36 protein-coding genes and 1 pseudogene are annotated in these 22,093 nt (G+C 67.0%); 35 read left to right on the top strand and 2 right to left on the bottom strand.

Going from position 1 to position 22,093, the window contains the following annotated elements:
• Window positions 1-10: 10 nt before the first annotated feature.
• Entirely contained in the window at window positions 11-1,204 is a 1,194-nt protein-coding gene (gene tuf / locus AB0G35_RS17925) for an elongation factor Tu (RefSeq protein WP_360949697.1), read from the top strand.
• A gap of 239 nt (window positions 1,205-1,443) precedes the next feature.
• Window positions 1,444-1,866: an aspartate 1-decarboxylase gene (gene panD / locus AB0G35_RS17930; protein WP_360949700.1), complete on the top strand. Its 423-nt coding sequence runs from the start codon at window positions 1,444-1,446 to the stop codon at window positions 1,864-1,866.
• A gap of 40 nt (window positions 1,867-1,906) precedes the next feature.
• Here panD and AB0G35_RS17935 read toward each other — a convergent pair.
• Together AB0G35_RS17935 and AB0G35_RS17940 are read right to left on the bottom strand one after the other, a co-directional pair.
• A pseudogene (locus tag AB0G35_RS17935) lies at window positions 1,907-2,785 on the bottom strand (helix-turn-helix domain-containing protein); the annotation flags it as partial.
• A 229-nt stretch (window positions 2,786-3,014) separates the two neighbouring features.
• Window positions 3,015-3,491 (bottom strand): ATP-binding protein, encoded by a 477-nt coding sequence (locus tag AB0G35_RS17940; protein WP_360949703.1) that lies wholly within the window; start codon window positions 3,489-3,491, stop codon window positions 3,015-3,017.
• 157 nt (window positions 3,492-3,648) lie between these two features.
• On the opposite strand from AB0G35_RS17940, the gene AB0G35_RS17945 reads away from it, so the two are divergent.
• From AB0G35_RS17945 to rplQ, 33 genes are all read left to right on the top strand, one after another.
• The gene (locus tag AB0G35_RS17945) at window positions 3,649-4,518 is read left to right on the top strand and encodes a helix-turn-helix transcriptional regulator (protein ID WP_360949706.1); all 870 of its coding nucleotides are present in this window, start codon (window positions 3,649-3,651) and stop codon (window positions 4,516-4,518) included.
• The gene (locus AB0G35_RS17950; RefSeq protein WP_360949709.1) at window positions 4,515-4,724 is read left to right on the top strand and encodes a DUF397 domain-containing protein; all 210 of its coding nucleotides are present in this window, start codon (window positions 4,515-4,517) and stop codon (window positions 4,722-4,724) included. The genes AB0G35_RS17945 and AB0G35_RS17950 overlap by 4 nt, the downstream gene beginning before the upstream one ends.
• 425 nt (window positions 4,725-5,149) lie before the next feature.
• Window positions 5,150-5,458, top strand: a complete 309-nt coding sequence (gene rpsJ / locus AB0G35_RS17955) for a 30S ribosomal protein S10 (protein WP_003948644.1) — start codon at window positions 5,150-5,152, stop codon at window positions 5,456-5,458.
• Between the two features lie 18 nt (window positions 5,459-5,476).
• Window positions 5,477-6,121, top strand: a complete 645-nt coding sequence (rplC, locus tag AB0G35_RS17960; protein ID WP_360949712.1) for a 50S ribosomal protein L3 — start codon at window positions 5,477-5,479, stop codon at window positions 6,119-6,121.
• A gap of 8 nt (window positions 6,122-6,129) precedes the next feature.
• Complete coding sequence (gene rplD / locus AB0G35_RS17965; protein WP_360949715.1) at window positions 6,130-6,783, top strand: 50S ribosomal protein L4; 654 nt, start codon at window positions 6,130-6,132, stop codon at window positions 6,781-6,783.
• Window positions 6,783-7,106, top strand: coding sequence for a 50S ribosomal protein L23 (rplW, locus tag AB0G35_RS17970; RefSeq protein ID WP_030413013.1), 324 nt, complete (start codon window positions 6,783-6,785; stop codon window positions 7,104-7,106). The genes rplD and rplW overlap by 1 nt, the downstream gene beginning before the upstream one ends.
• Before the next feature lie 39 nt (window positions 7,107-7,145).
• Entirely contained in the window at window positions 7,146-7,982 is an 837-nt protein-coding gene (gene rplB / locus AB0G35_RS17975) for a 50S ribosomal protein L2 (protein WP_030413014.1), read from the top strand.
• A gap of 12 nt (window positions 7,983-7,994) precedes the next feature.
• Window positions 7,995-8,276: a 30S ribosomal protein S19 gene (gene rpsS, locus AB0G35_RS17980; protein WP_043264896.1), complete on the top strand. Its 282-nt coding sequence runs from the start codon at window positions 7,995-7,997 to the stop codon at window positions 8,274-8,276.
• Between the two features lie 44 nt (window positions 8,277-8,320).
• Window positions 8,321-8,668: a 50S ribosomal protein L22 gene (gene rplV, locus AB0G35_RS17985; protein ID WP_009997296.1), complete on the top strand. Its 348-nt coding sequence runs from the start codon at window positions 8,321-8,323 to the stop codon at window positions 8,666-8,668.
• A complete protein-coding gene (rpsC, locus tag AB0G35_RS17990) occupies window positions 8,668-9,492 on the top strand; it encodes a 30S ribosomal protein S3 (RefSeq protein ID WP_085925687.1) in 825 nt (274 codons plus the stop codon). The genes rplV and rpsC overlap by 1 nt, the downstream gene beginning before the upstream one ends.
• A 5-nt stretch (window positions 9,493-9,497) precedes the next feature.
• Window positions 9,498-9,917 carry a 50S ribosomal protein L16 gene (rplP, locus tag AB0G35_RS17995; RefSeq protein WP_004571829.1) on the top strand — a complete coding sequence of 140 codons (420 nt, stop codon included), beginning with the start codon at window positions 9,498-9,500 and terminating at the stop codon, window positions 9,915-9,917.
• Entirely contained in the window at window positions 9,917-10,141 is a 225-nt protein-coding gene (gene rpmC, locus AB0G35_RS18000) for a 50S ribosomal protein L29 (protein ID WP_004950453.1), read from the top strand. The genes rplP and rpmC overlap by 1 nt, the downstream gene beginning before the upstream one ends.
• Window positions 10,141-10,422: a 30S ribosomal protein S17 gene (gene rpsQ, locus AB0G35_RS18005; RefSeq protein ID WP_006604882.1), complete on the top strand. Its 282-nt coding sequence runs from the start codon at window positions 10,141-10,143 to the stop codon at window positions 10,420-10,422. Before rpmC ends, rpsQ begins: the two co-directional genes overlap by 1 nt.
• A gap of 104 nt (window positions 10,423-10,526) precedes the next feature.
• Entirely contained in the window at window positions 10,527-10,895 is a 369-nt protein-coding gene (gene rplN / locus AB0G35_RS18010) for a 50S ribosomal protein L14 (protein ID WP_003998823.1), read from the top strand.
• A 3-nt stretch (window positions 10,896-10,898) separates the two neighbouring features.
• On the top strand, window positions 10,899-11,222 hold the full coding sequence (rplX, locus tag AB0G35_RS18015; protein WP_065963007.1) for a 50S ribosomal protein L24: 324 nt from the start codon (window positions 10,899-10,901) through the stop codon (window positions 11,220-11,222).
• Window positions 11,222-11,782, top strand: coding sequence for a 50S ribosomal protein L5 (gene rplE, locus AB0G35_RS18020; protein WP_030413018.1), 561 nt, complete (start codon window positions 11,222-11,224; stop codon window positions 11,780-11,782). The genes rplX and rplE overlap by 1 nt, the downstream gene beginning before the upstream one ends.
• A 5-nt stretch (window positions 11,783-11,787) precedes the next feature.
• A complete protein-coding gene (locus AB0G35_RS18025; RefSeq protein ID WP_003956452.1) occupies window positions 11,788-11,973 on the top strand; it encodes a type Z 30S ribosomal protein S14 in 186 nt (61 codons plus the stop codon).
• A gap of 239 nt (window positions 11,974-12,212) precedes the next feature.
• Window positions 12,213-12,611 (top strand): 30S ribosomal protein S8, encoded by a 399-nt coding sequence (rpsH, locus tag AB0G35_RS18030; RefSeq protein ID WP_030413019.1) that lies wholly within the window; start codon window positions 12,213-12,215, stop codon window positions 12,609-12,611.
• A gap of 22 nt (window positions 12,612-12,633) precedes the next feature.
• Entirely contained in the window at window positions 12,634-13,173 is a 540-nt protein-coding gene (rplF, locus tag AB0G35_RS18035) for a 50S ribosomal protein L6 (protein WP_201803195.1), read from the top strand.
• A 3-nt stretch (window positions 13,174-13,176) separates the two neighbouring features.
• A complete protein-coding gene (gene rplR, locus AB0G35_RS18040) occupies window positions 13,177-13,560 on the top strand; it encodes a 50S ribosomal protein L18 (RefSeq protein WP_030413021.1) in 384 nt (127 codons plus the stop codon).
• Window positions 13,561-13,607: 47 nt separating this feature from the next.
• Window positions 13,608-14,210, top strand: a complete 603-nt coding sequence (gene rpsE / locus AB0G35_RS18045) for a 30S ribosomal protein S5 (RefSeq protein WP_043264889.1) — start codon at window positions 13,608-13,610, stop codon at window positions 14,208-14,210.
• Window positions 14,210-14,392, top strand: a complete 183-nt coding sequence (gene rpmD, locus AB0G35_RS18050; protein ID WP_360949726.1) for a 50S ribosomal protein L30 — start codon at window positions 14,210-14,212, stop codon at window positions 14,390-14,392. Before rpsE ends, rpmD begins: the two co-directional genes overlap by 1 nt.
• Before the next feature lies 1 nt (window position 14,393).
• The gene (rplO, locus tag AB0G35_RS18055; protein ID WP_030062886.1) at window positions 14,394-14,849 is read left to right on the top strand and encodes a 50S ribosomal protein L15; all 456 of its coding nucleotides are present in this window, start codon (window positions 14,394-14,396) and stop codon (window positions 14,847-14,849) included.
• A gap of 227 nt (window positions 14,850-15,076) precedes the next feature.
• Window positions 15,077-16,390, top strand: a complete 1,314-nt coding sequence (gene secY / locus AB0G35_RS18060; protein WP_360949729.1) for a preprotein translocase subunit SecY — start codon at window positions 15,077-15,079, stop codon at window positions 16,388-16,390.
• Window positions 16,390-17,043, top strand: coding sequence for an adenylate kinase (locus AB0G35_RS18065; protein ID WP_360949732.1), 654 nt, complete (start codon window positions 16,390-16,392; stop codon window positions 17,041-17,043). The genes secY and AB0G35_RS18065 overlap by 1 nt, the downstream gene beginning before the upstream one ends.
• A 100-nt stretch (window positions 17,044-17,143) precedes the next feature.
• Window positions 17,144-17,980, top strand: a complete 837-nt coding sequence (map, locus tag AB0G35_RS18070) for a type I methionyl aminopeptidase (protein ID WP_360949735.1) — start codon at window positions 17,144-17,146, stop codon at window positions 17,978-17,980.
• 171 nt (window positions 17,981-18,151) lie between these two features.
• The gene (gene infA, locus AB0G35_RS18075) at window positions 18,152-18,373 is read left to right on the top strand and encodes a translation initiation factor IF-1 (RefSeq protein ID WP_003956442.1); all 222 of its coding nucleotides are present in this window, start codon (window positions 18,152-18,154) and stop codon (window positions 18,371-18,373) included.
• Between the two features lie 60 nt (window positions 18,374-18,433).
• A complete protein-coding gene (rpmJ, locus tag AB0G35_RS18080; RefSeq protein ID WP_003956441.1) occupies window positions 18,434-18,547 on the top strand; it encodes a 50S ribosomal protein L36 in 114 nt (37 codons plus the stop codon).
• Window positions 18,548-18,745: 198 nt separating this feature from the next.
• Window positions 18,746-19,126, top strand: a complete 381-nt coding sequence (gene rpsM, locus AB0G35_RS18085; RefSeq protein WP_018090888.1) for a 30S ribosomal protein S13 — start codon at window positions 18,746-18,748, stop codon at window positions 19,124-19,126.
• A gap of 66 nt (window positions 19,127-19,192) precedes the next feature.
• The gene (gene rpsK, locus AB0G35_RS18090) at window positions 19,193-19,597 is read left to right on the top strand and encodes a 30S ribosomal protein S11 (RefSeq protein WP_004571845.1); all 405 of its coding nucleotides are present in this window, start codon (window positions 19,193-19,195) and stop codon (window positions 19,595-19,597) included.
• 27 nt (window positions 19,598-19,624) lie between these two features.
• Window positions 19,625-20,251, top strand: coding sequence for a 30S ribosomal protein S4 (gene rpsD, locus AB0G35_RS18095; RefSeq protein ID WP_360949740.1), 627 nt, complete (start codon window positions 19,625-19,627; stop codon window positions 20,249-20,251).
• Window positions 20,252-20,384: 133 nt separating this feature from the next.
• Window positions 20,385-21,407 carry a DNA-directed RNA polymerase subunit alpha gene (locus AB0G35_RS18100; protein WP_003956430.1) on the top strand — a complete coding sequence of 341 codons (1,023 nt, stop codon included), beginning with the start codon at window positions 20,385-20,387 and terminating at the stop codon, window positions 21,405-21,407.
• 128 nt (window positions 21,408-21,535) lie between these two features.
• A complete protein-coding gene (gene rplQ, locus AB0G35_RS18105) occupies window positions 21,536-22,018 on the top strand; it encodes a 50S ribosomal protein L17 (protein ID WP_030413029.1) in 483 nt (160 codons plus the stop codon).
• Window positions 22,019-22,093 lie beyond the last annotated feature (75 nt).

Consider the following 22,093-nt stretch of genomic DNA (forward strand, 5'->3'; position numbering starts at 1 on the left):
GAGGACCCCAGTGGCGAAGGCGAAGTTCGAGCGGACTAAGCCGCACGTCAACATCGGCACCATCGGTCACATCGACCACGGTAAGACGACCCTCACGGCCGCCATTACCAAGGTGCTGCACGACGCGTACCCGGACCTGAACGAGGCCTCGGCCTTCGACCAGATCGACAAGGCTCCTGAGGAGCGCCAGCGCGGTATCACCATCTCCATCGCGCACGTCGAGTACCAGACGGAGAGCCGTCACTACGCCCACGTCGACTGCCCGGGTCACGCGGACTACATCAAGAACATGATCACGGGTGCGGCGCAGATGGACGGCGCCATCCTCGTGGTCGCCGCGACCGACGGCCCGATGCCGCAGACCAAGGAGCACGTGCTCCTGGCCCGCCAGGTCGGCGTTCCGTACATCGTTGTCGCCCTGAACAAGGCCGACATGGTGGACGACGAGGAGATCCTGGAGCTCGTCGAGCTTGAGGTCCGTGAGCTCCTCTCCGAGTACGAGTTCCCCGGCGACGACGTTCCGGTCGTCAAGGTCTCGGCGCTCAAGGCGCTTGAGGGCGACGCCGAGTGGGGCAAGTCCGTCCTCGACCTGATGAAGGCCGTCGACGAGTCGATCCCGCAGCCCGAGCGCGACGTCGACAAGCCGTTCCTGATGCCGATCGAGGACGTCTTCACGATCACCGGTCGTGGCACCGTCGTCACCGGTCGCATCGAGCGCGGTGTCCTCAAGGTCAACGAGACCGTGGACATCATCGGCATCAAGCCGGAGAAGACCACCACCACGGTCACCGGCATCGAGATGTTCCGCAAGCTCCTCGACGAGGGCCAGGCCGGTGAGAACGTCGGTCTGCTCCTCCGCGGCATCAAGCGCGAGGACGTCGAGCGCGGCCAGGTCATCATCAAGCCGGGCTCGGTCACGCCGCACACCTCCTTCGAGGCCCAGGCGTACATCCTGTCGAAGGACGAGGGTGGCCGTCACACCCCGTTCTTCAACAACTACCGCCCGCAGTTCTACTTCCGTACGACTGACGTGACCGGTGTCGTGACCCTCCCCGAGGGCACCGAGATGGTCATGCCGGGCGACAACACCGAAATGTCGGTCGAGCTGATCCAGCCCGTCGCCATGGAGGAGGGCCTGAAGTTCGCCATCCGTGAGGGTGGCCGGACCGTCGGCGCCGGCCAGGTCACCAAGATCAACAAGTAAGTGTTGATCGGGGAGACCCGGTAGCTCTTCGGAGCATTCGAGCCGTGTGCTCATGAGAAGTGCCCGTACGACTTCGGTCGTACGGGCACTTCTGTCGTTTCGGGGCGGGCGGCTGTTCCGGGGCCGGGTGGTGTGCGTCCTCGCAGATCCTTGCCAGGCGGGCGGGGCTCGTCGACCATGGGCGGGTCGGCGCGTACTCCCTCTGAGGAGACGCGACCCTTTTCCGCAGGAGTGACACCGTGCTGCGCACCATGTTCAAGTCCAAGATCCACCGTGCCACCGTGACCCAGGCCGATCTGCACTACGTCGGCTCGGTCACCGTCGACGCCGATCTGCTGGACGCCGCCGATCTGCTGCCCGGCGAGCTCGTCCACATCGTCGACATCACGAACGGCGCCCGGCTGGAGACCTACACGATCGAGGGGGAGCGGGGCTCGGGGGTGATCGGGATCAACGGCGCGGCCGCGCACCTCGTCCACCCCGGAGACCTGGTCATCCTGATCAGTTACGCGCAGGTGGATGACGCGGAGGCGCGGACGCTGCGGCCCAGGGTGGTGCATGTCGACGACCGGAACCGGATCGTCGGGCTCGGTTCGGACGCGTCGGAGCCGGTGCCGGGAGGCGGGGCGGTGCGGGGGCCGGGGGCGGTGGCGCGCTCGTAGCGGGGCCGGCGTGGTGACCTGCTGGTAGCGGGGGAGTCCCTCGGCAGTCGCGGCAGTGGCCCGGCTCCGGGGCGCGGAAGGCGCGGTCGCAGCCCTCGCAGGTCTGGAACGGGTCGGGCCGTAAGGCCGCAGGTGCGACCACGGTGGGCAGGGGCGCCGGCAGCAGCGCGGTGAGGCGGTGTGCGAGCAGGGCTGCCGGGTGCTTCAGGGGCTCGGGGAGGTGTGCTGTCAGGGTGTGCCGTACGGCATCGGGGGCGGCTCCGCGCTCCAGCCAGGCCGCTACGGCCGGGGCCAGGCGGCGTACGTCCCGCTCGGGGAGCAGCAGCCGGGGTTCGTGGCGGTGCAGCTCCGCGAGGAGGGCGGCGGCGGTGCGGTGACGCTCCAGGTCGGGGGTGCGGGGCTGGGGGAGCGGTTCCGGCGGTTCGGGGCGGGGCGCGGGCACGGGGTCGGGAGTCGCGGGCTCTACGGGACCGGGCGTGGGCTCCTGGGCGGCCGGCGGCAGCTTCCGGGGCTGCTCGGGCGGGTGGACCGGCTCGGGCGGCGCGGTGACGGCCGGGCCTGGCTGGTTGTAGGACACCGTGCGGGTGACGACCTTGCCGCTGGGCAGCCGTTCCCGGGTGCGCGCCAGGTAGCCGTGGGCCTCCAGCTCCCGCAGGGCCCCGGCGATGCGGTGCTCGCTCTCGGGGAAGCGGGCCGACAGGAACTTGATGCCGATCCGGGCGCCCACGGGCAGCGACTGGATGTGGACGGCGAGCCCGATCGCGAGGAGGGAGAGTTCGCGGTGCTGGGCGAGGTGGTTTCCGACGACCGTGTAGCGGGTGGTGTGGCGGACTTTGACGTGAACGACACCGGATCGGGCGGTCGGGCGGGGAACGGCAGACGAGGCGCACGAGGGCGCGCTAGGGTGCTGCAAAGCCATCGGGAAGCCCTAACTTCCTGGGTGGTCAGGCCCTCGATCGGGATTCGCCGTCCCGGCCGGGGGCCGTCGCATGTCTGGAGTTGTCGCGGCGAGCATATGCCGATGAACCGCCCGCAGATCCAGCCGAGTTGGGCGATGTCACCCGGGTGAGTGACGGGAGGCTGGAGGGTTGGGGAAGGGTATTTCCCCGGTCTTTTCAGCCTTGATGTCGTGGCACAGCGGGTCGCGGTCAACCGCGTCGTGCGCCACCGGGTCGCGGCGGGTGCGATGCGGTGGACCGGTTGGACCGGGCGGTGGACAGCGCGATTTCCGCCCACACCGTCTTGCCGGGAGCGGGGCCCGGAAGCACACCCCAGCGGTCGGCGAGCGCCCCGACAAGGAGCAGCCCGTGCCCCGATTCGCCGTCGCCCGGGCGCTCGGACGGCGCGGGAAGCCGCTCTCCGCGTGCGTCGATGACCTCGATACGGAGCGTGGGGCCGTGGACGGCGAGCGCGAGCCGGAAGTCCCGCCCCGGTACGCGTCCGTGGAGTACCGCGTTGGTGGCGAGTTCGGCGACGACTTGGGCGGCGACCTCCAACGGGAGCTCCCAGGAGCGGAGTTGTTCGGTGGCGAGCAGCCGGGCGAGCCGGGCGCCCCGGCGGGTGGCGGAGAGCTGGACCGAGAACTGCCGAGTGGGGGTGCCGGCCTGGGCGATTCCTTGCTTCATGTCACTCAGCGTCGCGATGTGCGTGCACGCTGAGAAGTGCTGGCGCCCGTGCGTACGGACACTGTCCCGGGCTTGTCCAGCCCTGTCCCGGCTGTCCGGCGTGCCGTCGACGGCCGGCGGACGTTGGCAGGGAAGGGCATCTCGGAGGTGGGCGTGGATGGACACGAACGACGGGACTGTGGACCGCGGGGCGGACGAGCCAGGCTGGGACGTCGATCCGGACGATGAATCGGGAGCGGCGGTGGTGGCGACGGTGGGCCGCCAGCTCAAGGCGTGGCGCGAGGCGGCCGGACTGCGGGCGGCCGAGTTCGGCGCGGCGATCGGGTACGGGGAGGACCTGATCTACAAGGTGGAGGGCGGGCGCCGCATCCCGCGGCCGGAGTTCCTGGACCGGGCGGACGAGGTACTGGGGGCGGGCGGGAAGCTGGCCGCGATGAAGCGGGACGTGGCGGAGGCCCGGTATCCGAAGAAGGTGCGGGAGCTGGCCAAGCTGGAGGAGCGGGCGGTCGAGCTCTTGGCCTACGGCAGTCACAGCCTGCACGGGTTGTTGCAGACGGAGGATCACGCGAGGGCACTGCTCGGTACGCGACGTCCTGCACCGTCGCAGGACGAGCTGGAGCGAGCCGTGGCTGCACGCATGGCCCGCCAGTCGATCTTCGAGCGGACGCCGGCTCCCGAATTCAGCTTTGTGCTGGAGGAGGCGTCGCTGCGGCGCCCTGTCGGGGGTGTGATGGTATGGCGTCGGCAACTCGAAAACCTTCTGCGGGTGGCTGCGTTGCCCTACGTCGAGATCCAGGTGATGCCGATCGAGCGGTGGAACCACCCTGGAACTGGCGGGCGGATTCAGGTGCTGAAGTTCGCTGACGGTTCGGCTGTTGGGCGCATCGACGACGAGTTTGCCGGTCGTCCGGTTTCCGACCCCAGGCGGCTCCGCATCCTTGAGCTGAGGTATGGCATCATCCGGGCACAAGCTCTCGCGCCAGCGGAGTCGCTGGCCTTCATCGAGCAAGTGCTGGGGGAATCATGATCCACAAGCTCTCCGCCGGGGATGGTTCCGAGCTGCGGTGGTTCAAGAGCAGCTACAGCGACACCAGCAACCCCAATGACTGCGTCGAGGTAGCGGCCACCCCCGGCGCGGTCCACGTCCGCGACTCCAAGAACACCCACGGCCCCCGGCTCAGCTTCACGTCCGTCGCGTGGGTTGATTTTGTGACGCACATGACAGGGCGTTGAAAGCGGCCCCTTGCGTGCACTGCGCATGCCGCGTTACGCAGCGTGACCGCCGCTCCGGCGACACGCGTGACGTTCGGCGCACCCGGTGCCCGATTGGCCCGGGCCACCCGTGCTATGGCACACTGTTCAGGTTGCTCGGTTGAGTGCCGATGCTGCGCGCCTCCCGCCGGGGGGACCGGAAGCGAGTCCCAGGTATTCGTCGTCCCTTCTCAGGGGCGGAAGTACGGGAATCTTCCGGGAAGCGTCAGCGGGGTGCCTCGGCCAGGCGCCCGGTGGGTGTCCTTCCCCCGCCTCCTCCTTCTTGAGGGATCTCCCGTGCGGAGATTTACGAGAAGGGGTGCGACACGCCCGACCGCGTGGGTCGGAGAAGGACGCGAACCTTCCGGGTCCCAGAGCGTTACGAGAGACAGGACTACGAAGTAGCCATGGCGGGACAGAAGATCCGCATCCGGCTCAAGGCCTACGACCACGAGGTCATCGACTCCTCGGCGAAGAAGATCGTCGAGACGGTGACCCGCACTGGTGCGTCGGTCGCGGGCCCGGTGCCGCTGCCCACTGAAAAGAACGTGTACTGCGTCATCAAGTCGCCGCACAAGTACAAGGACTCGCGCGAGCACTTCGAGATGCGCACGCACAAGCGCCTGATCGACATCCTCGACCCGACGCCGAAGACCGTTGACTCCCTGATGCGACTCGACCTCCCGGCCGGTGTCGACATCGAGATCAAGCTCTGAGGGTCGGTGATCTGAGAGATGGCTAAGCAGATCAAGGGCATCCTGGGCGAGAAGCTCGGCATGACGCAGGTGTGGGACGAGAACAACCGTGTTGTTCCGGTCACCGTCGTCAAGGCCGGGCCCTGTGTCGTTACCCAGGTGCGCACCAATGACCAGGACGGCTACGACTCCGTCCAGATCGCCTTCGGCGAGATCGACCCGCGCAAGGTGAACAAGCCCCTCAAGGGCCACTTCGCGAAGGCCGACGTCACCCCCCGCCGTCACCTCGTCGAGGTCCGTACTCCCGACGCCGGTGAGTACACCCTCGGCCAGGAGCTGACCGCCGAGACCTTCGAGTCCGGCGCCAAGGTGGACGTGACCGGCAAGAGCAAGGGCAAGGGCTTCGCCGGTGTCATGAAGCGTCACGGCTTCGGCGGCGGCAAGGCCTCGCACGGTGCCCACCGCGTGCACCGCAAGCCGGGCTCCATCGGTGGCTGCGCCACCCCGGGCCGCGTGTTCAAGGGCATGCGGATGGCCGGCCGTATGGGCAATGAGCGGGTCACCACCCAGAACCTGACCGTCCACGCCGTTGACGCGGAGAAGGGTCTGCTGCTCATCAAGGGCGCAGTTCCTGGTCCGAACGGCGGCCTCGTCCTGGTCCGTACCGCGGCCAAGGGGGCCTGAGGTAACCGATGAGCACCATTGACATCCTTTCGCCTGCTGGCGACAAGGCCGGGTCCGTCGAGCTCCCCGCGGAGATCTTCGACGCCAAGGTCAGCGTTCCGCTGATCCACCAGGTCGTTGTTGCGCAGCTGGCCGCGGCCCGTCAGGGCACGCACAAGACCAAGACCCGCGGCGAGGTCCGCGGCGGTGGCAAGAAGCCGTACCGCCAGAAGGGCACCGGCCGCGCGCGCCAGGGTTCGACCCGTGCGCCGCAGTTCGCCGGCGGTGGCATCGTCCACGGCCCCGTGCCGCGTGACTACAGCCAGCGGACCCCGAAGAAGATGAAGGCCGCCGCGCTGCGCGGTGCCCTCACCGACCGGGCCCGCAACAGCCGCATCCACGTCGTTTCCGGCGTGGTCGAGGGCGAGATCTCCACCAAGGCCGCCAAGACGCTGTTCGGCAAGATCTCGGAGCGCAAGAACCTGCTCCTGATCGCCGAGCGCAGCGACGAGGCCGCGTGGCTCTCCGCCCGCAACCTGCCCCAGGTTCACATCCTGGAGCCGGGCCAGCTGAACACGTACGACGTGCTCGTCTCCGACGACGTGGTCTTCACCAAGGCCGCCTTCGAGTCCTTCGTGTCCGGCCCCAAGGCCAACGCTGAGACCGAAGGGAGCGACGCCTGATGACTGAGGCCGTCGTCACCAGCAAGACCTTCACGGACCCCCGCGACATTCTCGTCAAGCCGGTGGTTTCCGAGAAGAGCTACGCGCTGCTGGACGAGAACAAGTACACGTTCGTCGTCGACCCGCGTGCCAACAAGACCCAGATCAAGCAGGCCGTCGAGGCGGTCTTCTCGGTCAAGGTCACCGGGGTCAACACGATCAACCGGCAGGGCAAGCGCAAGCGCACCCGCACCGGTTACGGCAAGCGCGCCAACACCAAGCGCGCCATCGTGACCCTCGCCGAGGGCGACCGTATCGACATCTTCGGCGGCCCGGTCTCCTAACGGAGTCCGAGTCGTCCGGAATCGGACGAGGACTGAGAAATGGGTATCCGCAAGTACAAGCCGACGACCCCGGGCCGTCGTGGCTCCAGCGTCGCCGACTTTGTCGAGATCACGCGGTCCACGCCGGAGAAGTCGCTGGTCCGCCCGCTGCACAGCAAGGGCGGCCGTAACAACGCCGGTCGTGTGACCGTTCGCCACCAGGGCGGTGGCCACAAGCGCGCCTACCGCGTGATCGACTTCCGTCGTCACGACAAGGACGGCGTGCCGGCCAAGGTCGCGCACATCGAGTACGACCCGAACCGCACCGCGCGCATCGCGCTGCTGCACTACGCAGACGGCGAGAAGCGCTACATCATCGCGCCCCGTGGCCTGGTCCAGGGTGCTCGGATTGAGAACGGCCCTGGCGCCGACATCAAGCCGGGCAACAACCTGCCGCTGCGCCACATCCCCGTGGGTACGACGATCCACGCGATCGAGCTGCGTCCGGGCGGCGGTGCGAAGTTCGCCCGCTCGGCCGGTGCCTCCGTGCAGCTGCTGGCGAAGGAGGGCGCGATGGCCCACCTTCGTATGCCGTCCGGTGAGATCCGCCTGGTCGACGTGCGCTGCCGCGCCACCGTCGGCGAGGTCGGCAACGCCGAGCAGTCGAACATCAACTGGGGCAAGGCCGGCCGCATGCGCTGGAAGGGCGTCCGCCCGACCGTGCGTGGTGTCGTGATGAACCCGGTCGACCACCCGCACGGTGGTGGTGAGGGCAAGACCTCCGGTGGTCGCCACCCGGTCTCGCCCTGGGGCCAGAAGGAGGGTCGTACTCGCTCGCCGAAGAAGGCCAGCAACAAGTACATCGTCCGCCGCCGCAAGACGAACAAGAAGCGCTAGGAGCGGGTTTAGATGCCGCGCAGTCTCAAGAAGGGGCCCTTCGTCGACGACCACCTCGCCAAGAAGGTGGACACGCAGAACGAAGCCGGCACCAAGAACGTCATCAAGACCTGGTCCCGCCGCTCCATGATCGTCCCGGCCATGCTCGGCCACACGATCGCGGTGCACGACGGCCGCAAGCACGTCCCGGTGTTCGTCACCGAGTCGATGGTCGGCCACAAGCTCGGCGAGTTTGCGCCGACCCGCACCTTCCGCGGCCACGAGAAGGACGACCGCAAGTCGCGTCGTCGCTGATCGACCGGAGTGCGAAGACTATGACTGACACCGAAGGGACAACCATGGAAGCCAGGGCCCAGGCGCGGTACATCCGCGTCACGCCCATGAAGGCCCGCCGCGTGGTGGACCTTATCCGTGGCATGGATGCCACGGAGGCTCAGGCGGTCCTGCGTTTCGCCCCGCAGGCCGCGAGCGTGCCGGTGGGCAAGGTGCTGGACAGCGCCATTGCCAACGCCGCGCACAACTACGACCACACGGACGCCTCCACGCTGGTTATCAGCGAGGCGTACGTCGACGAGGGCCCGACCCTGAAGCGGTTCCGTCCGCGTGCCCAGGGCCGTGCCTACCGGATCCGCAAGCGGACCAGCCACATCACCGTGGTCGTCAGCAGCAAGGAAGGAACCCGGTAATGGGCCAGAAGGTAAACCCGCACGGGTTCCGCCTCGGCGTGACGACGGACTTCAAGTCCCGCTGGTACGCCGACAAGCTGTACAAGGACTACGTCAAGGAAGACGTCGCCATTCGTCGCATGATGACGAAGGGCATGGAGCGCGCCGGTATCTCCAAGGTGGAGATCGAGCGCACCCGTGAGCGCGTCCGCGTTGACATCCACACCGCTCGTCCGGGCATCGTCATCGGCCGCCGCGGCGCCGAGGCCGACCGCATCCGCGGCGAGCTGGAGAAGCTGACCGGCAAGCAGGTCCAGCTGAACATCCTTGAGGTCAAGAACCCCGAGACCGATGCTCAGCTCGTGGCCCAGGCCGTCGCCGAGCAGCTGTCCTCCCGCGTCTCCTTCCGTCGCGCCATGCGCAAGAGCATGCAGTCGACGATGAAGGCCGGCGCCAAGGGCATCAAGATCCAGTGCGGTGGCCGTCTCGGCGGCGCCGAGATGTCCCGCTCGGAGTTCTACCGCGAGGGCCGTGTGCCCCTGCACACCCTCCGCGCGAACGTCGACTACGGCTTCTTCGAGGCCAAGACCACCTTCGGCCGCATCGGCGTGAAGGTCTGGATCTACAAGGGCGACGTCAAGAACATCGCCGAGGTGCGCGCCGAGAACGCCGCCGCCCGTGCGGGTAACCGCCCGGCCCGCGGTGGCGGTAACGACCGCCCGCGCCGCGGTGGCGAGCGTGGCGGCCGCGGTGGCCGCAAGCCGCAGCAGACCGCCGCTGCCGAGGCCCCCAAGGCCGAGGCCGCAGCCGCTGCTCCGGCGGAGACCCCCGGAACGGAGGCCTGACCGACATGCTGATCCCTCGCAGGGTCAAGCACCGCAAGCAGCACCACCCGAAGCGCAACGGCATGGCCAAGGGTGGCACCGAGCTGGCCTTCGGTGAGTACGGAATCCAGGCCGTCACCCCGGCCTACGTGACGAACCGGCAGATCGAGTCCGCTCGTATCGCCATGACCCGTCACATCAAGCGTGGCGGCAAGGTGTGGATCAACATCTACCCCGACCGTCCGCTGACGAAGAAGCCGGCCGAAACCCGCATGGGTTCCGGTAAGGGTTCTCCGGAGTGGTGGGTCGCGAACGTCAAGCCCGGTCGGGTGATGTTCGAGCTGTCCTTCCCGAACGAAAAGGTTGCCAAGGAGGCGCTGACCCGCGCCGCCCACAAGCTTCCGATGAAGTGCCGCATCGTGCGGCGCGAGGCAGGTGAGTCGTGATGGCGGCCGGTACCAAGGCGACCGAGCTGCGCGAGCTGAACAACGAGGACCTCGTTGCCAAGCTTCGTGAGGCCAAGGAGGAGCTGTTCAACCTCCGCTTCCAGGCGGCGACCGGACAGCTCGAGAACCACGGCCGGCTGAAGGCCGTCCGGAAGGACATCGCCCGGATCTACACCCTGATGCGGGAGCGCGAGCTCGGCATCGAGACGGTGGAGAGCGCCTGATGAGCGAGAAGAATGTGACTGAGACGAACGAGCGCGGTTTCCGCAAGACCCGTGAGGGTCTGGTCGTCAGCGACAAGATGGACAAGACCGTCGTCGTCGCCGTCGAGGACCGCGTCAAGCACGCGCTGTACGGCAAGGTCATCCGCCGTACCAACAAGCTCAAGGCGCACGACGAGCAGAACGCTGCCGGTGTCGGCGACCGCGTCCTCCTGATGGAGACCCGGCCGCTGTCCGCCACCAAGCGCTGGCGCATCGTCGAGATCCTCGAGAAGGCCAAGTAATCCCTCCTAGGGGGACCCCCTAGGAACAGTTCCGCCAGGCTCGGCGAGAAGCGCGAAGCACTCGCGCTTCTCGCCGGGAACCGGCAGACATTCAGGAGATAGACGTGATCCAGCAGGAGTCGCGACTGCGTGTCGCCGACAACACTGGTGCGAAGGAAATCCTTTGCATCCGTGTTCTCGGTGGTTCCGGTCGCCGCTACGCGGGCATCGGTGACGTCATCGTCGCCACCGTCAAGGATGCGATCCCCGGTGGCAACGTGAAGAAGGGTGACGTCGTCAAGGCCGTCATCGTTCGCACCGTCAAGGAGCGCCGCCGTCCGGACGGCTCGTACATCCGCTTCGACGAGAACGCGGCCGTCATCCTCAAGAACGATGGCGACCCCCGCGGCACCCGCATCTTCGGCCCCGTGGGCCGGGAACTGCGCGAGAAGAAGTTCATGAAGATCATCTCGCTCGCGCCGGAGGTGCTGTAACCGATGAAGATCAAGAAGGGCGACCTGGTCCAGGTCATCACCGGTAAGGACAAGGGCAAGCAGGGCAAGGTCATCCAGGCCTTCCCCCGCGAGGACCGTGTTCTGGTCGAGGGTGTCAACCGGGTCAAGAAGCACACCAAGGCCGGACAGACCGCTCGTGGTTCGAAGACCGGCGGCATCGTGACGACCGAGGCCCCGATCCACGTGAGCAACGTTCAGCTCGTGGTGGAGAAGGACGGCAAGAAGGTCGTCACCCGCGTCGGGTACCGCTTCGACGACGAGGGCAACAAGATCCGCGTTGCCAAGCGGACCGGTGAGGACATCTGATGACTGCCACCACCAACGCGCCGCGTCTCAAGACGCGCTACCGCGAAGAGATCGCCGGGAAGCTGAAGGACGAGTTCTCCTTCGAGAACGTCATGCAGATCCCCGGTCTGACCAAGATCGTGGTCAACATGGGTGTGGGCGACGCCGCCCGCGACTCCAAGCTGATCGAGGGCGCCATCCGCGACCTCACCACGATCACCGGCCAGAAGCCGGCCGTCACCAAGGCCCGTAAGTCCATCGCGCAGTTCAAGCTGCGCGAGGGCCAGCCGATCGGTGCCCACGTCACCCTCCGCGGTGACCGCATGTGGGAGTTCCTGGACCGCCTGCTGTCGCTCGCGCTCCCGCGCATCCGCGACTTCCGTGGTCTGTCCCCGAAGCAGTTCGACGGTCGGGGCAACTACACCTTCGGTCTCACGGAGCAGGTCATGTTCCACGAGATCGACCAGGACAAGATCGACCGTACCCGGGGTATGGACATCACCGTGGTCACCACGGCGACCAACGACGATGAGGGCCGCGCTCTCCTTCGTCACCTCGGCTTCCCGTTCAAGGAGGCGTGAGCGAGATGGCGAAGAAGGCTCTGATTGCCAAGGCTGCTCGCAAGCCGAAGTTCGGTGTGCGCGCGTACACCCGCTGCCAGCGCTGCGGCCGTCCGCACTCCGTGTACCGCAAGTTCGGCCTGTGCCGCGTGTGCCTTCGTGAGATGGCTCACCGTGGCGAGCTGCCGGGCGTGACCAAGAGCTCCTGGTAATCCCCCAGTTGGGATACCCCGGAGACTCTCGGTAAGCAGTCGGTCGGCGGGCACCTGCCCCTTTTTCCCGTAGGGTGGAAGGGTTTGGGTGTCCCGCCGCCCGAGACCGACCGCGGGCCGTGCCCGCATAACGTCGCTTACTACGCCGTAGGTCCCCGCGCCGCACCCGTCCCGACTCTGATCGGGGAGAGGGATGGCGCACATAGGAAACCCCGGCGAGAGAGGCCGAAGGCCAATTCATGACCATGACTGACCCCATCGCAGACATGCTGACCCGTCTGCGGAACGCGAACTCGGCGTACCACGACACCGTCGTGATGCCGCACAGCAAGATCAAGTCGCACATCGCGGAGATCCTCCAGCAGGAGGGTTACATCACCGGCTGGCGCGTCGAGGACGCCGAGGTCGGCAAGAACCTCGTCCTTGAGCTGAAGTTCGGCCCGAACCGCGAGCGCTCGATCGCCGGCATCAAGCGGATCTCGAAGCCGGGCCTGCGGGTCTACGCAAAGTCCACCAACCTGCCGAAGGTGCTCGGCGGCCTGGGCGTGGCGATCATCTCCACGTCGCACGGTCTGCTCACCGGCCAGCAGGCGCAGAAGAAGGGCGTGGGTGGGGAAGTCCTCGCCTACGTCTGGTAACCCGGGAACGGAGGAAGAGCTAATGTCGCGCATTGGCAAGCTGCCCATCCAGGTTCCCGCTGGCGTGGACGTCACCATCGAGGGCCGCACGGTCAACGTGAAGGGTCCCAAGGGTTCCCTTTCGCACACCGTCGCGGCTCCCATCGAGGTCGCCAAGGGTGAGGACGGCGTCATCAACGTCACCCGCCCGAACGACGAGCGTCAGAACAAGGCCCTGCACGGCCTGTCCCGCACGCTGGTGGCGAACATGATCACCGGCGTGACCCAGGGGTACAGCAAGGCGCTCGAGATCAGCGGTGTCGGTTACCGCGTCCAGGCGAAGGGCTCCAACCTGGAGTTCTCCCTGGGCTACAGCCACCCGATCCTGATCGAGGCCCCCGAGGGCATCTCGTTCAAGGTCGAGTCCCCGACCAAGCTCAGCGTCGAGGGCATCGACAAGCAGAAGGTCGGCGAGGTGGCGGCGAACATCCGCAAGCTGCGCAAGCCTGACCCGTACAAGGCCAAGGGCGTCAAGTACGCCGGCGAGGTCATCCGCCGCAAGGTCGGAAAGGCTGGTAAGTAAGCCATGGCATACGGTGTGAAGATCGCTAAGGGCAACGCGTACAAGCGCGCCGCCGCCAAGCGTCGCCACATCCGCATCCGTAAGCGGATTTCGGGTACCCCGGAGCGTCCGCGTCTGGTCGTGACGCGGTCCAACCGCGGCATCACCGCTCAGGTCATCGACGACATCCAGGGCCACACCCTGGCCTCGGCGTCGACCCTGGACGCGTCCATCCGTGGTGGCGAGGGCGACAAGAGCGCCCAGGCCCAGAAGGTCGGCGCCCTGGTTGCCGAGCGTGCCAAGGCCGCCGGTGTCGAGGCCGTCGTGTTCGACCGCGGTGGCAAGCAGTACGCCGGGCGGATTGCCGCTCTGGCCGACGCCGCCCGCGAAGCCGGGCTGAAGTTCTAAAGCCCCGGTTCCGGAGCTAGCGGACGTAACAGAGAGAGGTAAATCCAATGGCTGGACCCCAGCGCCGCGGCAGCGGTGCCGGTGGCGGCGAGCGGCGGGACCGGAAGGGTCGCGACGGTGGCGCTGCCGCCGAGAAGACCGCGTACGTTGAGCGCGTAGTCGCGATCAACCGCGTCGCCAAGGTTGTCAAGGGTGGTCGTCGCTTCAGCTTCACTGCGCTGGTCGTGGTGGGCGACGGTGACGGCACCGTGGGTGTCGGTTACGGCAAGGCCAAGGAAGTTCCGGCTGCCATCGCCAAGGGCGTGGAAGAGGCCAAGAAGAACTTCTTCAAGGTCCCCCGTATCCAGGGCACCATCCCGCACCCCATCCAGGGCGAGAAGGCTGCGGGCGTCGTCCTGCTCAAGCCGGCTTCCCCCGGTACCGGTGTGATCGCCGGTGGCCCGGTGCGCGCCGTTCTGGAGTGCGCGGGCATCCACGACGTGCTGAGCAAGTCGCTCGGTTCGTCGAACCCGATCAACATCGTGCACGCCACGGTGGAGGCGCTCCAGGGCCTGCAGCGGCCCGAGGAGATCGCCGCCCGTCGTGGTCTGCCGCTGGAGGACGTGGCTCCCGCCGCTCTGCTGCGGGCGCGTGCAGGGGTGAGCGCGTAATGGCTCGCCTTCAGATCACGCAGACCAAGTCCTACATCGGCAGCAAGCAGAACCACCGCGACACGCTGCGTTCGCTCGGCCTGAAGAAGCTGGGCGACGTGGTTGTCAAGGAAGACCGCCCCGAGTTCCGCGGCATGGTGCACACCGTCCGCCACCTCGTGTCGGTCAAGGAGGTCGACTGACATGGCGGAGCAGAACCCGCTGAAGGTCCACAACCTCCGGCCCGCCCCGGGCGCCAAGACCGCCAAGACCCGTGTCGGTCGTGGTGAGGCGTCCAAGGGTAAGACCGCCGGTCGTGGTACCAAGGGCACCAAGGCCCGTTACCAGGTTCCGGAGCGCTTCGAGGGTGGGCAGATGCCCCTCCACATGCGCCTCCCGAAGCTGAAGGGCTTCAAGAACCCCGCCCACAAGCAGTTCCAGGTCGTGAACCTGGCCAAGCTGGCCGAGCTCTACCCGCAGGGTGGCGAGGTCACGGTGGCCGACCTGGTCGCCAAGGGCGCGGTGCGCAAGAACGAGCTCGTCAAGGTCCTGGGCCAGGGCGAGATCTCCGTGGCGCTGCAGGTTTCGGTTGACGCCGTCTCCGGCTCCGCCAAGGAGAAGATCGCCGCCGCCGGCGGCACCGTCACCGAGCTCATCTGAGTTCGCTGGTTCAACTGACCGGGGATGCCCATCGATTGGGGCATCCCCGGTTGGTCGTTCCACGGGGGTACGGTCGCCGGTAAGGTGGCATGCACTGTTGTTTTCCGGGGCCAATGCCCCGGGCCCCCGCCGGGTGGGCCGTGCCCGCGCGGTTTCCGGCCGTTACGTATTCGTCGATCCTCAAGACCGTTACCTCTCGCCCGCGGGCGGGAGGCGCAGGAGGCACCGTGCTCACCGCGTTCGCCCGAGCGTTCAAGACGCCCGACCTGCGCAAGAAGCTGCTGTTCACGTTGGGCATCATCGTGCTCTACCGGATCGGAGCGCACGTCCCGGTCCCAGGGGTGAACTACGCGAACGTCGAGACCTGCATGAAGCAGGCCGGCGGCAACAGCGGGTTGTTCGCCCTGGTGAACATGTTCAGCGGTGGTGCGCTGCTGCAGATCACGATCTTCGCGCTGGGGATCATGCCGTACATCACGGCGAGCATCATCCTCCAGCTGCTGACCGTGGTCATCCCCCGGCTGGAGGCCCTCAAGAAAGAGGGGCAGACCGGCCAGGCGAAGATCACCCAGTACACCCGCTACCTGACCGTGGCGCTCGCCATCCTGCAGGGCACCGGCCTGGTGGCCACCGCCCGCAGCGGTGCGCTGTTCCAGAGCTGCCCGGTCGCCAGTGAGATCGTGCCCAGCGACTCGATCTTCACCACCATCACGATGGTCATCTGCATGACCGCCGGCACCTGCCTGATCATGTGGCTCGGTGAGCTCGTCACCGACCGCGGCATCGGCAACGGCATGTCCATCCTGATGTTCATCTCGATCGCCGCCGGCTTCCCGGGCGCTCTGTGGCAGATCAAGCTCCAGGGCAAGCTGGCCGACGGCTGGATCGAGTTCTTCTCGGTGATCGTGGTGGGCCTGGCGATGGTCGCCCTGGTGGTCTTCGTCGAGCAGGCCCAGCGCCGCATCCCGGTGCAGTACGCGAAGCGGATGATCGGCCGCCGGTCCTATGGCGGTACGTCCACGTACATCCCGCTCAAGGTGAATCAGGCGGGTGTGATTCCCGTCATCTTCGCGTCGTCGCTGCTCTACATTCCAGCCCTGGTTGCGCAGTTCAGCGGGTCGAAGGCGGCATGGGCGACGTGGATCGCCACCAACTTCACCAAGGGAAATCACCCCGTTTACATCGTTACGTACTTCCTGCTGATCGTCTTCTTCGCCTTCTTCTACGTCGCCATCAGCTTCAACCCCGAAGAAGTTGCCGACAACATGAAGAAGTATGGTGGCTTCATCCCGGGTATCCGGGCTGGTCGCCCGACGGCCGAGTACCTCAGCTACGTGCTCAACCGGATCACGTGGCCGGGCTCGCTGTACCTGGGGCTGATCGCGCTCGTACCAACAGTGGCGTTGGTGCTGTTCAACGCGAACCAGAACTTCCCGTTCGGCGGGACGAGCATCCTCATCATCGTGGGTGTGGGTCTGGAGACCGTGAAGCAGATTGAGAGCCAGCTTCAGCAGCGCAACTACGAAGGGTTCCTCCGCTGATGCGAATCGTCCTCGTCGGGCCCCCGGGGGCCGGCAAGGGTACGCAGGCTGCGTACCTTGCCAAGAACCTCGCGATCCCGCACATCTCCACGGGGGACCTGTTCCGGGCCAACATCAGCCAGGGCACCGACCTCGGCAAGAAGGCCAAGGCGTTCATGGACGCCGGTGAGCTCGTCCCGGACGAGGTCACCATCGGCATGGCCCGCGACCGGATGAACCAGCCGGACGCCGCCGGCGGCTTCCTGCTGGACGGCTTCCCCCGCAACGTCTCGCAGGCCGAGGCGCTCGACGAGGCCCTCAAGGAGGACGGCGTCACGCTCGACGCGGTCCTGGACCTGGAGGTCCCCGAGGAAGAGGTGGTCAAGCGCATCGCCGGCCGCCGTATCTGCCGCAACGACTCCAGCCACGTCTTCCACGTGTCCTACAGCCCGTCGAAGCAGCAGGGCGTCTGTGACGTCTGCGGCGGCGAGCTGTACCAGCGCGACGACGACAGCGAGGCGACCGTCCGCAAGCGGCTGGAGGTCTACCACACGCAGACCGAGCCGATCATCGACTACTACAAGGCCCAGGACCTGGTCGTGACCATCCCGGCACTCGGGAAGGTCGAAGAGGTCACCGAGCGCGCCATGGCCGCGCTCCAGGGCGGCAAGTAGCCCGCAGCTCCGTACGGCCGCGGTGTCCAGCACGGGCACCGCGGCCGTACTGTTGGTCGGGTACGACGGACACAGCACGGACGGAAGGGCGTAAGCCGCGATGGTGGAGATCAAGACCCCCGAGCAGATCGCGAAGATGCGCGAGGCGGGGCTGGTGGTCGCCGCCATCCACGCCGCGACCCGGGAGGTCGCGGTGCCGGGCGCCACGACCAAGGACCTGGACGACGCGGCGCGCAAGGTGCTCGCCGAGCACGGCGCGAAGTCGAACTTCCTCGGCTACGGCGGCTTCCCCGCGACGATCTGCACGTCGGTGAACGACGTCGTGGTCCACGGCATCCCGGACACCGACACGGTCCTCGCGAACGGCGACATCATCTCCATCGACTGCGGTGCGATCGTCGACGGCTGGCACGGCGACGCCGCCTACACCGCGTTCGTCGGATCCGGGCACTCGGCGGAGCTGATCGAGCTGAGCCGGGTCACCGAGGCCTCGATGTGGGCGGGCATCGCCGCGGTCGCCAAGGGCAACCGGCTGGTCGACATCTCCAAGGCGATCGAGGGCTACATCCGCCGCCAGCCGCGCCCGGCCAGCGGCAAGTACGGCATCGTCGAGGACTACGGCGGCCACGGCATCGGCTCCCAGATGCACATGGACCCGCACCTGCTGAACTACGTCGACCGCAAGCGCGGCCGCGGCCCCAAGCTGGTGCCCGGTTTCTGCATCGCGATCGAGCCGATGGTGAACCTCGGCACCCCGAAGACCCACGTCCTCGAAGACGACTGGACCGTGAAGTCGAACGACGGCAGCTGGTCCTCGCACTGGGAGCACTCGGTCGCGCTGACCGAGCAGGGCCCGCTGGTGCTGACCGCGCCCGACGGCGGCAAGGCCAGGCTTGCGGAGCTCGGGATCGTCGCCGCGCCGGACCCGCTGGCGTAACGATCTCCCGCCATGGGCAATAATCCTGGATTCGTCTTTTCCCGGACGCTGACGTAGACTGACGCGTCGGCTCTCGTGCATCCGTATGCCCGTAAGGGAGTCCGGGCGCGTTGCAGGTGTTTCATCTGCGAACGACAGCCGCCATAAGGTAGCCGATTCGAAGGGCGAAGCGTGGCCAAGAAGCAAGGTGCCATCGAAATCGAGGGCACCGTGATCGAGTCCCTCCCGAACGCGATGTTCAAGGTGGAGCTTCAGAACGGTCACAAGGTCCTCGCGCACATCAGCGGCAAGATGCGGATGCACTACATCCGTATCCTTCCGGATGACCGGGTCGTCGTGGAGCTCTCTCCCTACGACCTGACGCGTGGCCGGATCGTCTACCGCTACAAGTAGATCTTGTCGGCACCCCGCTCCCGTGGGGTGACGGCACTGACCCGGAGAACCTCACATCCCATGAAGGTCAAGCCGAGCGTCAAGAAGATCTGCGACAAGTGCAAGGTGATCCGCCGTCACGGCCGGGTCATGGTCATCTGCGACAACCTGCGCCACAAGCAGCGCCAGGGCTGACGCACGCCGACCACCTGCATTTCGCAGTTCGCGCGACGCAAGCACCACACGTTCATACGCAGTCACCCGACCCCCCGCACCAGCGGCGTGGGGACGACACCCCCGGCTCGGAGGCCGGGGACCCGGCTCGTAATTCTGCAGAGTCTTACGGGAACGGTGCTGCGGAAGACCTCCGAATAGCCATCAGGAGCCACATCAATGGCACGCCTCGCAGGCGTTGATCTCCCGCGCGAAAAGCGTGTGGAGGTCGCCCTCACCTACGTCTTCGGTATCGGGCGGACGCTCTCGCAGCAGACCCTCGCCGCCACCGGCGTGAACCCGAACACCCGGGTCCGCGACCTGGCCGAGGAAGACCTCGTCAAGATCCGCGAGTACGTCGACAACAACCTCAAGACCGAGGGTGACCTCCGTCGCGAGATCCAGGCCGACATCCGCCGCAAGGTCGAGATCGGGTGCTACCAGGGTCTGCGTCACCGTCGCGGTCTGCCGGTGCACGGTCAGCGCACCAGCACGAACGCCCGTACCCGCAAGGGTCCGCGTCGCGCGATCGCCGGCAAGAAGAAGCCGGGCAAGAAGTAGTCCTCAGCAGGACGCTCGCACCAGCGGTCTTCGCTGTAGGACCGACCACCTCCACGGGAGAAATTCATGCCTCCGAAGGGCCGTACGGCCGGCGCCAAGAAGGTGCGCCGCAAGGAGAAGAAGAACGTCGCCCACGGGCACGCTCACATCAAGAGCACGTTCAACAACACGATCGTCTCGATCACCGACCCGACCGGGAACGTGATCTCTTGGGCCTCTGCCGGCCATGTCGGCTTCAAGGGCTCGCGCAAGTCCACCCCCTTCGCCGCGCAGATGGCCGCCGAGTCGGCCGCCCGCCGCGCGCAGGAGCACGGCATGCGCAAGGTCGACGTCTTCGTCAAGGGTCCCGGCTCCGGCCGTGAGACCGCGATCCGCTCGCTCCAGGCCACCGGCCTGGAGGTCGGCTCGATCCAGGACGTCACCCCCACCCCGCACAACGGATGCCGCCCGCCCAAGCGTCGCCGCGTCTGACCCACTGAAGTAGGAGACAACTAGACAATGGCGCGTTACACCGGGGCCGACTGCAAGCGTTGCCGTCGGGAGAAGCAGAAGCTCTTCCTCAAGGGGAGCAAGTGCGAGAGCGCGAAGTGCCCGATCGAGATCCGTCCTTACCCCCCGGGTGAGCACGGTCGCGGGCGCACCAAGGACAGCGAGTACCTGCTCCAGCTTCGTGAGAAGCAGAAGTGCAGCCGCATCTACGGTGTCCTTGAGAAGCAGTTCGTGAACTACTACAAGGAAGCGAACCAGAAGACCGGCAAGACCGGTGAGAACCTTCTGCGCATCCTTGAGACCCGCCTCGACAACGTGGTCTACCGGGCCGGCTTCGCCAAGTCCCGCGACCACGCCCGTCAGCTGGTCCGTCACGGACACATCACCGTGAACGGCCGCAAGACCGACATCCCGTCGGCCCGCGTCGCCGTGAACGACATCATCGAGGTCCGCGAGAGCTCTCGGAACCTGACCCCCTTCGAGGTGGCCAAGGCCGAGGCCGGCGAGAAGACCGTTCCGGCGTGGCTGGAGGCGATCCCCTCGCAGCTGCGGATCCTCGTGCACAGCCTGCCCGAGCGCCAGGTGATCGACACCCAGGTGCAGGAGCAGCTGATCGTCGAGCTTTACTCGAAGTAAGGCTCGTCCGGCTCCCGATCACGTCGGGGCCGGTGGGTGTGGGCGGTACGGAGCTTCGGCGTCGTACCGCCCGTACCCTTGTCAGTACAGCGGGCGTCAAATAGCGGGCGCCCACGACTGAAGGACCGAAAACATGCTGATCGCTCAGCGTCCCTCCCTGACCGAAGAGGTCGTGGACGAATACCGTTCCCGGTTCGTGATCGAGCCGCTGGAGCCGGGCTTCGGCTACACCCTCGGCAACTCCCTGCGTCGTACGCTCCTCTCCTCGATCCCGGGTGCGGCGGTCACGTCCATCCGCATCGACGGCGTTCTGCACGAGTTCACCACCGTGCCGGGCGTCAAGGAGGACGTCACCGACCTCATCCTCAACATCAAGCAGCTGGTCGTCTCCTCGGAGCACGACGAGCCGGTCGTGATGTACCTGCGCAAGCAGGGCCCGGGCCTCGTGACCGCCGCGGACATCGCGCCCCCGGCCGGTGTCGAGGTGCACAACCCCGACCTGGTCCTCGCCACGCTCAACGGCAAGGGCAAGCTGGAGATGGAGCTGACCGTCGAGCGCGGTCGCGGCTACGTCTCCGCCGTGCAGAACAAGCAGGTGGGCCAGGAGATCGGCCGCATCCCGGTCGACTCCATCTACTCGCCGGTGCTCAAGGTCACGTACAAGGTCGAGGCGACCCGTGTCGAGCAGCGCACCGACTTCGACAAGCTGATCGTCGACGTCGAGACCAAGCAGGCCATGCGCCCGCGTGACGCCATGGCGTCCGCCGGCAAGACCCTGGTCGAGCTGTTCGGCCTGGCCCGCGAGCTGAACATCGACGCCGAGGGCATCGACATGGGCCCGTCCCCCACGGACGCCGCCCTGGCCGCCGACCTGGCGCTGCCGATCGAGGAGCTGGAGCTCACCGTCCGCTCCTACAACTGCCTCAAGCGCGAGGGCATCCACTCCGTGGGTGAGCTCGTCGCCCGCTCCGAGGCGGACCTGCTGGACATCCGCAACTTCGGTGCGAAGTCCATCGACGAGGTCAAGGCGAAGCTGGCCGGCATGGGCCTGGCCCTCAAGGACAGCCCGCCCGGATTCGACCCGACCGCCGCCGCCGACGCCTTCGGTGCCGACGACGACGCGGACGCGGGCTTCGTGGAGACCGAGCAGTACTGAGTTCGACCGGCAGGGGTCCGGGAGTGATTCCCGGGCCCCCGCCGTGTGCATCTTCCGCGGGGCGGCCGCCTCGTGGGAACTGACACCGGTACCTGATACGGCCGGTGCAGCAATGAAGGAGATACACCATGCCGAAGCCCACCAAGGGTGCCCGTCTGGGCGGCAGCGCTGCGCACGAGCGTGCCATGCTGCGCAACCTGGCGACCAACCTCTTCGAGCACGGCCGCATCACGACGACCGAGGCCAAGGCCCGCCGTCTGCGTCCGTACGCGGAGCGTCTGGTGACCAAGGCGAAGAAGGGCGACCTTCACAACCGCCGTCAGGTCATGCAGCTGATCTCGGACAAGAGCGTCGTGCACACGCTCTTCACGGAGATCGCGCCGCGGTTCGCGGAGCGTCCGGGTGGCTACACCCGTATCACCAAGATCGGCAACCGTCGTGGCGACAACGCCCCGATGGCCGTCATCGAGCTGGTCGAGGGCGAGATCGCCAAGAAGGCGACCGTCGCCGAGGCCGAGGCCGCGACCAAGCGCGCGGTGAAGGAAGCCGATGAGGCTGCGGCGACCGAGGCTCCGGCCGAGGCGCCCGCCGAGGAGTCCAAGGACGCCTGAGGTTGACCTCGCGTGAGCGGGTCCGTCCGAGAGGGCGGGCCCGCTTTCGCGTCTTTCCCGAGGGATCTGCCCAGG

The organism is Streptomyces sp. NPDC021749, from assembly GCF_040640655.1.
Taxonomy (GTDB): Bacteria; Actinomycetota; Actinomycetes; order Streptomycetales; family Streptomycetaceae; genus Streptomyces.